This window comes from Halosimplex yunnanense (assembly GCF_054504345.1).
The window spans coordinates 35,178-47,236 of sequence record NZ_JBTJEL010000032.1 but is presented as its reverse complement, the minus strand read 5'-3'; the positions used below and the strand labels follow the sequence as shown (position 1 = coordinate 47,236).

The window sequence follows — 12,059 nt, the reverse complement described above, 5'->3', positions numbered from 1 at the left end:
TGGGATTCGTCGGTCATTGCTTCGTGATCAGCACTGTCGCGAGTCCGCAGGCGACGCCGGCGGCCGCGAGCGCGACGCCTGCGAGCGTGTCGCCGCCGACCTCCAGTCCGGCGGCTATCAGCGCGACGCCCGCGAGTTTCGTGAGCCTGTCCAGCCAGCGATACCGCCGCCCCGACAGCGCGAGGCCGGCCGCGTCGTCGCTCATCGGTCGTCCTCCCGGCGGTCGCCCGCCGCTTCCGCCGCGGATTCGTCAGCCGCCGGTTCGCCGTCGGCTGGCTCTGTACCGCCGTCGGCTACCTCGGGTTCGGACTCGGAGCCGGACCCGGGCTCGTCGGTTCCGCTGCCTCCCGAGGGGTCGTCGCCGAACCCGCCGAGCGTCGCGTAGGTGATCAGCCCCGAAGCGATCGGGACGCCGACGAGCGCGCCGATCAGCAGCGGCTTGATGGCGTCCGTCGAGGTGCCGAGGACGTCGGCGACGATGACGTCCATCCCCGCGATGGAGGCGACCATCACGAACGTGACGCCGGCGACCCCGACGGCGGTCTGCCACGGTCGCTCGATGGGGTCGGCGGTGAAGTGGACCGGACGCTCGTGGTAATCGATGAACGGCCAGAGCGCGACGGCCGCGAACACCAGCCCCGGCAGCATGAGGCCGCCGACGAACTCGGAACTGACGTGGACGCCCAGCAGGTCGAAGCTCATCCAGGAGGGAGTGAGCTTCAGGAACCCGTAGCCCCACATCAGGAACCAGTCGGGCATGATGAGCGAGGGCGTCGACGCGGGGTTGTTCGGCCCGTACTCGGCGATGTTGTGGACCGGCAGGAACCCGGCCAGAAGCGACAGCGTCCCCAGCGTCAGGAAGAACACGACCGCGCTCACGGCCGCCTGGTTCGGGAACGCCGGCAGGCCGACTACGACGCCGTCGTCGTCGCGGTCGACCGCGCCACGGACGCCGGTTCCACCGTCCGCGACGCCGGGTCCGCTGGCGGGCTCCACGTCACCGGTTCGGGGAGCTTCGGTGTGTTTCTGCCGCATGAGGATCACCATGTGGACGGCGATCAGCCCCGCGATGACCAGCGGTATCAGGAGCACGTGGAGGAAGAAAAAGCGCGGGATCGACGCGCTGGTGGGGAACTCCCCAGCGAAGACGAGTTTGCCGATCAGATCGCCGACCAGCGGGATCGAGCTGGCGACGTTGTACCCGATCCCGGCGGCGGTGCTGGCGAACTCGTCGTACGGCAACGCGTAGCCCGTGTAGGCCGCGAACATCGACATCCCCGCGAGTCCGGTACCGACGAGCCAGTTCGGCTCGCGCGGGTTTCGGTACGCGCCCGTGAAGAACACCCGTAACATGTGCAACGCCATCGAGGCGACGAACAGGTGGGCCGCCCAGTGGTGCATCCGGCGGATGAGCATCCCGAAGGGCACGTCGTAGGTGATGTTCAGGACGCTCGCGAACGCCTCCGGGATCTCCTCGCCCTGATACTGCGCGACGCTGCCGTCGTACTCCACGTCGGAGGTCGACGGCTCGAAGAAGAACCCGAGGAACACCCCGGTCAGCACGAGGACGAGGAAGCAAAACAGCGCGACCTCCCCGAGCAGGAACGAGTCCTCTGCCGGGAACGCCTTCCCGAGCAGCGAGCTGTCCTCCTCCAGGTCGAGGCGCGCGTCCACCCAGCCGTAGGCGCGGTAGAGGGGGTCGAGGCGGCTCATCACTCACCCCCCGGGCCGATCGGCCCCTCGAAGTCCCCGGTCGCGACGAGATACCCGTCGCTGGACATCGTGATCGGCAGTTGCGGGAGTGGCCGACCCGGCGGGCCGCCGGTGACTGCTGCCCCCGAGAGCGGGTCGAACCGCCCGGAGTGACACGGACAGACGAGCGTCTGGCCCTCACGGTTGGCGACCATACACCCCGCGTGCGTACAGACCTTCGAGTACGCCGCGTAGCCGCCGACGGTGGACTCCATGCGGGTGTCGCCGCCGTAGGCGTCCTCGGCGAACCGGACCAGCAGCGTCGGGGCGCGGTCGATGCCGGGTCGCGGTTCCGGGAACACCGTCAGTTGCTCGCCCTCGGCGAGGCGGCCTTCCTCGATGCGCTGGCCGTCGGCGTCGACCAGCGGCACGCCGTCGGAGTAGACGGGCCCGGTGTAGCTCCGCTCGAAGACGCGAGTGAGGCTGGCAAGGGGCGCGGCGAGGCTGGCCAGCGCCGTCAGCCCGCCGACCGTCGCCAGCGCCTTCGCGTAGTCCCGGCGCTCCATCTGCGCGCGGGCGTCACCCCAGAACTCCTGGTAGATGCTCGGCTCCGCCGTGGAGCCGTCGCCGCAGGCGTCGCAGTCTTCCGTTCCCCCGTCGGGGCCTGTCCCGGCCTGCGGGTAACTCTGCGCCAGGTCCACGTCGTCCAGATCGGGTCGGGAGTGGTCGTCGGTCATCAGTGGTCCCTCCGTTCTGCGACTTCGACGTGCGGCATGAACCAGGCGTAGTACGAGACGGTCAGCCCGGTCAGGGACATGAACATCCCGAACGCGTAGACGCCGAAGTACTGCGTCCGTGCGAGCGTGAGGTACTCGCCGGTGAACAGCGCGGCGAAGGCGATGGTCAGTACCGTCAGCCCGCCCATCGCGACGAGCCCTTCGATGGCGTCGCTCGCGTCGTGGTACTCGACGACCCAGCGGTCGTCGGTCTCGATCCACGGGAACGTGACGATCCCGCCGTCCGAGCGGGACTCCGACGGGGCGTCGCCGCTCGCGACACCACCGTCGGCGACCGCAGCCGATTCACCGCCTGCGGGCCGAGCTAGCCGGTCCATGAACCGGTGGAAGAAGGCGAGCACGCCCAGCAGCGCGAGCAGTGCGACCCAGACGATCACCCCGACCTGACTCGGGGAGAGCTTGTTCGGCGTGTCGACGAACCCGTCCAGCGGCCGGATCTCGCTGGCGCTGTGGTCGATCGCTATCTCCTCGGAAGGCGGTTCGCCCTGTATCGCGACGAACCACATCGGGAGCAGGACCGCGAGCAGCACCAGCACGATGACGAGCGTCCTGGAGCGCATCGTTAGCACCTGACCCGGAACGGCATTAAATGTTCGTCCATAACTATAATTATCGTATGCGTTGGAACGGCGCAGTCGGACGGTTTCCCCGTCACGCGGACCCCTCCAGCAACGAGTCGAGGACCTTCGATTGCGCGGAGGCGAGGTGTTCGGCGAACGTCGACGGCGAGATGTCGAGCCGATCGGCCACCTCCGTCGCGTTGGCCGAACGGGGCCGCTCGAAGTAGCCCATCTCCATGGCCGTCTCCAGCACCTCCTGTTGTCGGTCCGTGAGCCGTCCCCGGTTCACGAGAACGAGGTCGTCGGGGTCGCCCTCCCCGGTGCGGGAGAGGCGGTCGATCCGGACCGAGCCGTAGGCCTCGTCGAGTTCGTCGACGGCGGCCCGGACCGTCTCCACGTCCGTGGCGTGGAAACTCAACCGGAGCGTGCCCCGGGAGGCGCTGACGTCCGTGACCGGCGTCCCGAGGCGCTCGACAGCCTCGCAGATGCACCCGCTGCCCTCGCGGGTGAACCGCACCCGCTCCGAGCGGTCGGTCTCGAAGACGACCGAGGCGTCCTCGGGGAGGTCGGCCTCGTCGGCCTCGCCCACGAGGTCGAACTCCTCGACCACGCGTCCGTCGTCCCCGGCGCGGCTCCACGTGGCCGACCGGGCGATGGTGTCGCCGTCGGTCGCCGTCGCGACCGGGCACGCCTCGGCCGCCTCCACGGCGAGCCTCACCTGAATGCCGCCTGTCTGTCCGTCTCCCATATCCGGGCGATCGGACCCCCCTCCAAAGAATCCCGATTCGCGCTCTCAGTAGCTGGGAAACGGGGGTGAATATGTTCGATTTCTTTATCCCGGCGCCCGGGACCGCCGCCGCGGAGAGGCGCGTGGGGAGGTCGCCAGCGCCCGAGGCACTTGAAAGCCCGCAGTGTTCGGGGCCGGTACTTCTGAACACATGCGAGAACATTTTCGCCCCCGTTCCAGCCAGTCTGGAACGCGCGCGCGGGTTGACGGGTGGGGAGTCCGGACGTGGTCGTATGCGCCAGACAGTGGCGAGAGATCGAGGAGGTGACCGGGCGTGACGCTGTCGCGACGCGACTTCCTGGCGGCCGCCGGCGCCGGGAGCGTCGGTGCGCTCGTCGGGACGGCCTGGGGCGCCACCCAGGCCGTCGACCCCGTCACGTCGGTCGACAACCCGCTCAAGTCCTACCCCAACCGCGACTGGGAGCAGGTGTACCACGACATCTACGACTACGACGAGGTCGACTGGACGGTCTGTCACCCCAACTGCACCCAGTCCTGTGCGCTGAACTTCTACATGAAAAACGGCGTCCCCATCAGGGCCGAGCAGGTCTACCACAACGAGGACGCCTCGGTCGGCCCGTCGGGCTACGAGGACGCCAACGTCACCCAGCACTGGAACCCCCGCGGGTGCATGAAGGGGCTGACGCTCCACCGCCGGACGTTCGAGCCCTCGCGGATCAAGTACCCGATGGTCCGGAAGGGCTGGGACCCGGACGACCCCAGCCCCGAGGGCCGCGGCGAGGACGAGTTCGAGCGCGTCTCCTGGGAGGAGGCCATCGACCTCATCGCCGAGAAGATGGCCAACCTGGAGGACAACAAGCGGTTCCACATCTTCAACGCGATCAAGGCCGACGGGCTGTTCACCCGTCACGGCTCCGGTCGCCGACTGGCCTCCGTCTTCGGCGGCTGCGAGTGGACCGAGTACGACTGGTACGCCGACCTGCCGCCGGGACACGTCATCACGACCGGGTACCAGACCTCCGACTCGGACGCCTCGGCGTGGCGCCAGGCCGACTACACTATCATCCAGGGGAAGAACCTCATCCACAACAAGCTCGCGGACAACCACTTCCTGCAGGAGACCCGCGAGCGCGGCGGGAAGATGGTCGGCGTCTATCCCGACTACGCGCCGACGGTCCAGAAGTGCGACCGCTGGCTGCCCGTCCGTCCCGGGAGCGACCCGGCGTTCGCGCTCGGCATCGCCTACGTGATCATCGACGAGGAACTCTACGACGCCGACTTCATGCGGAAGTACACGACGCTGCCGCTGCTCGTCCGCGAGGACGACGGCAAGTACCTCCGCGCCCACGAGGTGTTCGAAGACCACGAGGCGCCGCCGGAAGACCCCGAGCACCAGCACGAGGAGAACGACTGGGGCGACTTCGTCGCCGTCGGCGAAGACGGCGAACTGGTCGCGGTGACCCGCGAGGACGTCGGCGAGGAGATGCCGACGACGCCCCGCCTGGACGTGGATCGGGAGGTCGAACTGGCCGAGGGGTCGACCGTCGCCGTCCGGTCGGACTTCGCCCGCCAGCGCGACAACGTGCTGGATAACTACGACCCCGAGACCGTCGAGGACATCACGACCATCCCGGCCGACGCGCTGAAGAAGACCGCCCGGGAGTTCGCCGATGCCGAGAAGGGCCAGTGGTTCACCGGCGAGGGGATCAACCACTGGTTCCACTCCAACGACTCGCTCCAGCGGGCGATCTTCTTCGTCCAGTCGATGCTGGGCAACATCGGCAGCCCCGGACAGGGCTACTACAACTACTCCGGCCAGTACAAGATCGAACTGCTGGACGGCTATCCCCACTACGTCAACCCCGATGGCCACAGCGCCCACGGGATGTACCCCGGCTACGCCTTCGCCTTCTTCGGCGGCGAGAAGCTCGATCCCCACCAGATCCGGGGGGACTTCGACGAGGACCTCGACCTGGTTCCCCAGGGCGACGCAGAGGAGCCGGTGATGCCGACCGAGGCGGAGTCGTACACGATGTCCCGGCCGGAGGTCCTCTGGACGATGAACTGCAACCTCCTGAACCAGACGAAACACCAGGAGCACGTCATCGAGAACTTCGTGAAACACCCCGACACGGGCAACGAGTGTTTCATCGTCTCGGATATGCACATGACCTACTCGGCGCGCCACGCCGACATCGTGCTCCCGGTGCCCTCGTGGCTGGAGTGTGAGTACCCCGACATCACCGTCGGCCCGGAGAACCCCTTCGTCCACATGGACCACGGGGTGATGGACCCCCTCTACGACACCAAACAGGACGGCGAGGCCGTCGCGATGGTCGCCGAGAAGTTAGACGAGAAGATCCCACCGGAGGAGCGAAACGTCGACTCCTACCGGGCCTATTTCGACAAGTTCCTCGATGACGACAAGGACCCGATCGACTACATCAAGGAAACCTTCGACAAGGGGATGACCACCCGCGGCATCGACGTCGAGGATCTGTGGGACGGCCCCGAACGCCTCCAGTTGAAGACCTACCCCCGGATCCCCTTCTACTCGCAGATCCACGAGGACCAGCCGTTCTACACCAAGACCGGTCGGATGGAGTTCCACAAGGAGGAAGACCGGTTCATCGAACTGGGCCGGGCGGACTTGGACCACGTCGAGAGCGTCGAGGGGACGCCCTACGGAGTCAACCAGAAGTGGGACGAGGCGAAAGACGAGGAGAACCCGCTGTATCACGACGAGGAGAAGCAGTTCTACTACAACACGCCCCACCCGAAGTACCGGACCCACTCCTCGTGGGGGATGACCGACTGGAACCTCATCTGGTCGGCGCGAGACTTCGGGAGCGTCAACGCCGACCCCGAGGGGACCGAGCGGCTCGTCGACGACTTCTCGTTCCCGACCGGCGACGGCGAGACGGAGGACGCGCCGCCGCTCGGCGAGGCGTTCGTCGAGATGCATCCCGAGGACGCCGAGAACATCGACGTCGAGACCGGCGACTACGTCCGCATCACCGGCAAGCGCGGCGACCTCGTCGTCCGGGCGATGGTCAGCGAGCGCCAGCGGCCCCGCTCGGCCGGCGACATGGGGCAGCTGACCATCTGGCACGGCTGGTGGCCCCAGCACTTCCCCGACGACGAGGAGGACGAAGACGGGATCAAGGGGTACAACACGACGACTAACATCTGGCTCGACCCGCTGCAGGAGACCGACGACCTCGTCCACAAGGGCGTGTTCGGCGACCCCAACGTCTCCGAGGAGGTCGACGAGGAGGTCGTCTGGCACGGCGCGGAACTGGAGCACGGCTACGAGGAGACCGTCTGGGCGCCGACGGGGACCAACCGCGACGACCTCGTCGACGTCGAGAAGTACGCCGAGGCGGACTGGAAGCCCGCCGACGCCCGGAAGGACGACGCCTTCCAGAACTACGTGAGCGGGTCGCTGCAGGACAGCGCGAGCGGCACGACAGCAACGGAGAGTGACGACTGATGCCACAGGTAGAGAACCCACAGCTCGGACGGAGCCACGACTACCCCTACGAACACCGCGAGGAAGAGCGAGACTGGCACTGGGGGATGGTCATCAACACGAACCGCTGTATCAACTGCAACACCTGCTCGTTCGCCTGCAAGTCCACCTGGACCAGCGGCGAGGGCGAGGAGTACATGTGGTGGATGAACGTCGAGACCGAGCCCTACGGCGGCTACCCGATGGGCTGGGACATGCGGCTGCTCGACGAACTCGACGCGGGCGAGACCATCTTCGAGGCCGCCGAGGGCGGCGAGCGCGTCCGCGGCTACATCGCCGACAAGGAGGAGTGGGAGTACCCCGCGCTCGGCGACGACCAGGTCCACGGCGAGTACCCCACCGGCGAGGTCGTCGAGAGCGACCTCGAAGAGGGGAAACACCACGACATCTGGCAGTTCTACCTGCCGCGGCTCTGTAACCACTGCAAGAACCCGGCCTGTCTCGCGGCCTGCCCTCGACAGGCTATCTACAAGCGCGAGGAGGACGGCATCGTCCTGCTCGACCAGGAGCGCTGCCGGGGCTACCGCAAGTGCGTGAAGGGCTGTCCGTACCACAAGCCGATGTACAACCCCGAGACCGGCGTCTCCGAGAAGCCCGTCGGCTGCTACCCTCGCATCGAGGAGGGGTTCGTCCCCCGCTGCGTGTCCTCGTGTATCGGGAAGACGCGCCTGCACGGCAACATCAACCGCGGCCCCGACGCGCCCTCGCCCGGCGGCGACGCCCCCGGCGGTCGCTCCCCCATCAACTACCTCGTCCACTCCGACGAGAAGGTGGCCCTGCCCCTCTATCCGCAGTTCGGCACCCGCCCGCAGGTGTTCTACATGCCCCCCTACCACGTGCCGCCGGAGTTCCTGACCCAGATGTTCACTCCCAACGAGGAGGTCAAGCGCAACGACTGGCCCGGCGACACCTACCGCGAATCGATCGAGATCGTTCAGGAGCGCGTTCGCAACCCCTCGCATCACGTCCTCGGAATCTTACAGCTGTTCGGCGCGACGACCGAACTCATCGAGACCTACGAGGTCACGGAGAACCGCGTGCGGGGCTGGAACCGCGACGGCGAGAAGGTCGCGGACCTGCCCTTCGAGGAGGAACTGGAAGTCCGTGAGGGCGAGCAGTGGACCAACCAACCATGACCCGGCTCGACGAGGCGGACGGCACGTCCGCCACGACAGGTAGCGGATCGCAACCGGCCGGCGGGGACGGCGCCGGCAGCGACCGCGGAGCGGTCGACGGCGACGCTCCGACCGACCGCGGTGACGGCGACCGCGACCCCGAGGCAGCGGCGGCGCTGCACGCCGCCCGGGCGACCATCTACGGGGCGGTCGGTGGCGCCTTCTGCTACCCCGACACCGCGACGCGGGCGACGCTGACCGCCCACGACGCCCGCGAGGGGGTCCTGCAGGCGGCCGAGCGACTGGGACTCCGCGACGAGGCCGAGCGGTTCCTCGACGCGTTCGCCGACGCGGCCGTTTCGGACCTCGAATCGGCGTACAACGCGGCGTTCGGGCTCCCGGACGGCGGCGAGTACCCCGTCATCCCCTACGAGGCCCACTACACGACGGGCTCGGACGTGGGCGAGTCCCAGCGCCGCATCGCGGCGGTCGTCGGCCTGATGGAGACCTTCGGCGTCGAGCCCGGCGAGGAGTTCGCCGAGCGACAGGACCACGTCGCCGCCGAACTGGAACTGATGCAGGTGATCGCAGGGCAGCACGCCGTCGCCGTCCACGAGGGCGACGACGCGGCCGCCGAACGGCTGGCGCAGGCCGAGGCGACCGTCCTCGACGAACACCTCGCTGGCTTCGTGCCCGCGTTCGCCCACGACGTGGAGCGCTCCGTCGACGGGGACGAGGCCGGCCGCCGCGCCTACCGCACGGCGGCGCGACTCGCGGCTGAACTGGTCAAGCGTGACGACGCGGTCCGGAACGGCGACGAGACTTCCCAGACCAGTGACGACAGTGAAACGGCGGAGGTGAGCGACGATGCCGAGTGAGGACGACGGGACGCTGGCCGCGCTCGCGGAGCGAGTCCCGCTCGACGAGTCCGCCGCGGCACGGGCAACAACGCTGGCTGTCGTGACGGTCGCGCTCCTACTGGCCGGACAGGCGGCCGTGGCCGCAGCGGTCACGAGCGGGAGTCAGCCGCTCGCGAGCGTCGATAGCGTGCCGACCGAGCCGACCGCGAACGCCTGGGACGACGCGCCGACCCGGACCGTCTCGCTGTCGAAACAGCAGATGGCGCCGCCGTTCGGCGGCGGGAGCGTCGACGAACTCGACGTACAGACCGCCGCAAACGAGAGCCACCTCGCGGTGCGGCTGTCGTGGGAGGATCCGACGCGGAACGCGGACATCGCCGAACCGAAGAACTTCAGCGACGCCGCCGCGGTGATGCTCAAGACCGGCGAGCAGCCGCCGATCACGATGGGCGCCGCGGGCACGCCGGTCAACGTCTGGTACTGGCGGGCCAGCTGGCGCCACGGCCCCGAACACAGCGACGGTGCGGGGGACATGTACGCCTACCCGCACAACGAGTCGGTGACGATGCCCGGCCGACAGGCGGGCAATCCGCTCTCGCGGGCGACGTTCGATCGGGGCGCGCAGAACTACTACGCGAAGGGCTACGGGTCGCTGAGCTACGCGCCCGAACAGCCCGTCGAGGCCAGCGGCGAGCGCACCGAGGACGGCTGGGAGGTCACCTTCGTCCGCAACCGGACCGGCGCCGGCCAGTACGACGCCTCGCTCACCGACGAGCAGGTGTACCTCGCCTTCGCCGTCTGGAACGGCAGCGCCGACGAGGTCAACGGGCAGAAGTCGCTGACGCTGCAGTTCTCGACGCTCGATCCCGCCTCCGGGAACCTCTCGGTGCCCGACAGCGGCGGCAGCGGCGGCAGCGGGAGCACGCTCGCTGTCGGCGGGTCGGAATCCGGCGGCGGCGGAGAGGGACGCGCGCTCGCTATCCCCGGCTTCGTCGGTGGGATCGTCCTCTCGGCGCTGCTGGTCTGGCTGGTGACCTACTGGAGGGCCGCCTGATGACCGACGAGTACGCGAACTGGAGCGCTCGCGGGCGAGCGCCGGCCGACGACGAGGCCGGCCTCCGTGAGGCGCTCGACGAGGAGCAACCCCGCAAGCGCGAGGCGGCGCTGGCGCTCGTCGACGAGGCCGAATCGGGGCTCGCCGACGCGACGGTCGAAGCCCTCGTTGCCACCGCTCGGTCCGCCGACGACGCGAAGACCCGGCAGTTCGCCGCCGAAGCGCTCGGCGTCGCGGGTCGGGCGCGCGAGACTATCGCCGCCGCGCTGGACGACCCCGACGAGTGGGTCCGCGCGGAGGCGGTGGTCGCGCTCTCGCGGGCCGCACCGGGCGCGAGCGATCGGTTGCGCGAGGCGCTGGACGACGACCACGCGGCCGTGCGGCGCAACGCACTCATCGCCCTGGCGAAGACCGACGCGGCGGACGCCGAACTGCTGGTCGACCGGCTGAAGAACGACCCCGCCCCCTCGGTCCGCGAGTACGCCGCGCAGTTCCTGCCCGAGGGGGCCGGCACGGAGCGGGCGGTCCGTCTGCTCGCCGCGGTGCTGGCGCGGGACCCCGGCTCGTTCGTCCGCGCGAAGGCCGCGGAGGGACTCGGCGACCTCGGCACTGACCGCGCCGAGGAGGCGCTGGAGACCCACGGCCTCGACGACCGCAGCGACGACGTGCGCCGGACCGCCGAGCAGGCGCTCGCCCGGTCGCGGGGGGTCGACCCGGAGCGCCTCGACGTCGAGGACGGTCCCCGCCAGTCCGGTTCGGGTGGTTCCGGGCCGGGGCAGCGCACTGGCGGCGAAGGCGGCCGTCCCCGTCCGCCCGGCGGATCCGACGCGCCGCCCGGCCGCATCGACGACGGTCCGGGCGCGCCGGCCCCAGGCGCCACGCCGGTCGACGGCACCGCCGGCGGGATCGGCTCTCGCCCCGGGCCGGACCCGCGACCGCAGGGGTACAAGGACAGCGAGACGAACGGTCACGCCCCGGGACATTTCGACGGTTCCGCGGGCGAGGACGGAGGTGACGACTCGTGAGCGACGAACCCGAAACCTACTCGCTCGGCGCACAGCCCGAATCGACCAATCGTGGGGCGGGCGGGTCCGGCGACGGCACCGACGACCCGGCCGACGATGAGGCGATGGGCGTCCCCATCCCAGAGGAACACGTCGGGGCGTTCGTCGCCGAGGCCTTCGAGGATCCCGAGCGGACGACGACGTGGGCTGACGTGGTCGACGCGATGGTCGCACCCGACGCCCGCGACGCGTGGGAGGACCTCTCGGCGGCCGAGCAGACCGTCGAGGTGCTCCGACAGGCCGCCGAGTACGACCGTCGGGCCACGGACGAACTGGAGCGGATCCCCACCAACGCGGCCGAGCCGTCCCCCGAGATCCGGTCGTCGTTCGAGGAGGCCAAACGGCTGCGGCGCAACGCCGACGCCTTCCGCGACGGCATCGCTGCCGCCTACGCCGAGGGCCGGATCGACGACGACGAACTCTTCGCCGCGGTCCAGGAGTCCGCGTTCGACACCGGCCAGATCGCCCGTCGCGAGGACGAACTCGAGTCGGTCACGTCGGTGTACGACTTCGACTACCGCCCCTACGGCGGGACGCTGTTCGACGAGGAAGACGCAGCGGAGGGCGACGGCGAACCCGACCCAGACATCCCGGAGACGTTCTGAGCGGATCCCGTCGAGTCGGGGCCGTCCCCGCC

11 protein-coding genes are annotated in these 12,059 nt (G+C 69.2%); 6 read left to right on the top strand and 5 right to left on the bottom strand.

The window, feature by feature from the left end:
• Positions 1-13: 13 nt before the first annotated feature.
• The 5 genes from AB2U09_RS07195 to AB2U09_RS07175 all read right to left on the bottom strand — a co-directional run bounded on the left by AB2U09_RS07195 (position 14) and on the right by AB2U09_RS07175 (position 3,797).
• The gene (locus tag AB2U09_RS07195; protein WP_459192026.1) at positions 14-205 is read right to left on the bottom strand and encodes a DUF8120 family protein; all 192 of its coding nucleotides are present in this window, start codon (positions 203-205) and stop codon (positions 14-16) included.
• Complete coding sequence (locus tag AB2U09_RS07190) at positions 202-1,713, bottom strand: cytochrome b (protein WP_459192025.1); 1,512 nt, start codon at positions 1,711-1,713, stop codon at positions 202-204. The genes AB2U09_RS07195 and AB2U09_RS07190 overlap by 4 nt, the downstream gene beginning before the upstream one ends.
• Positions 1,713-2,429 (bottom strand): QcrA and Rieske domain-containing protein, encoded by a 717-nt coding sequence (locus AB2U09_RS07185; RefSeq protein WP_459192024.1) that lies wholly within the window; start codon positions 2,427-2,429, stop codon positions 1,713-1,715. Before AB2U09_RS07185 ends, AB2U09_RS07190 begins: the two co-directional genes overlap by 1 nt.
• Positions 2,429-3,049, bottom strand: a complete 621-nt coding sequence (locus AB2U09_RS07180) for a hypothetical protein (protein ID WP_459192023.1) — start codon at positions 3,047-3,049, stop codon at positions 2,429-2,431. The genes AB2U09_RS07185 and AB2U09_RS07180 overlap by 1 nt, the downstream gene beginning before the upstream one ends.
• Positions 3,050-3,140: 91 nt before the next feature.
• Positions 3,141-3,797 carry a helix-turn-helix domain-containing protein gene (locus AB2U09_RS07175; RefSeq protein WP_459192022.1) on the bottom strand — a complete coding sequence of 219 codons (657 nt, stop codon included), beginning with the start codon at positions 3,795-3,797 and terminating at the stop codon, positions 3,141-3,143.
• 313 nt (positions 3,798-4,110) lie between these two features.
• Between AB2U09_RS07175 and AB2U09_RS07170 the strand changes: the two genes are divergently transcribed.
• The 6 genes from AB2U09_RS07170 to AB2U09_RS07145 are packed head-to-tail and all read left to right on the top strand — an operon-like array spanning position 4,111 to position 12,027.
• Complete coding sequence (locus AB2U09_RS07170) at positions 4,111-7,290, top strand: molybdopterin-containing oxidoreductase family protein (RefSeq protein WP_459192021.1); 3,180 nt, start codon at positions 4,111-4,113, stop codon at positions 7,288-7,290.
• Positions 7,290-8,465, top strand: coding sequence for a 4Fe-4S dicluster domain-containing protein (locus tag AB2U09_RS07165; protein ID WP_459192020.1), 1,176 nt, complete (start codon positions 7,290-7,292; stop codon positions 8,463-8,465). Before AB2U09_RS07170 ends, AB2U09_RS07165 begins: the two co-directional genes overlap by 1 nt.
• Positions 8,462-9,322 (top strand): TorD/DmsD family molecular chaperone, encoded by an 861-nt coding sequence (locus AB2U09_RS07160; RefSeq protein ID WP_459192019.1) that lies wholly within the window; start codon positions 8,462-8,464, stop codon positions 9,320-9,322. Before AB2U09_RS07165 ends, AB2U09_RS07160 begins: the two co-directional genes overlap by 4 nt.
• Positions 9,312-10,358 (top strand): ethylbenzene dehydrogenase-related protein, encoded by a 1,047-nt coding sequence (locus AB2U09_RS07155; RefSeq protein ID WP_459192018.1) that lies wholly within the window; start codon positions 9,312-9,314, stop codon positions 10,356-10,358. Before AB2U09_RS07160 ends, AB2U09_RS07155 begins: the two co-directional genes overlap by 11 nt.
• Positions 10,358-11,383: a HEAT repeat domain-containing protein gene (locus AB2U09_RS07150; protein ID WP_459192017.1), complete on the top strand. Its 1,026-nt coding sequence runs from the start codon at positions 10,358-10,360 to the stop codon at positions 11,381-11,383. The genes AB2U09_RS07155 and AB2U09_RS07150 overlap by 1 nt, the downstream gene beginning before the upstream one ends.
• Positions 11,380-12,027, top strand: coding sequence for a hypothetical protein (locus tag AB2U09_RS07145; protein ID WP_459192016.1), 648 nt, complete (start codon positions 11,380-11,382; stop codon positions 12,025-12,027). Before AB2U09_RS07150 ends, AB2U09_RS07145 begins: the two co-directional genes overlap by 4 nt.
• Positions 12,028-12,059 lie beyond the last annotated feature (32 nt).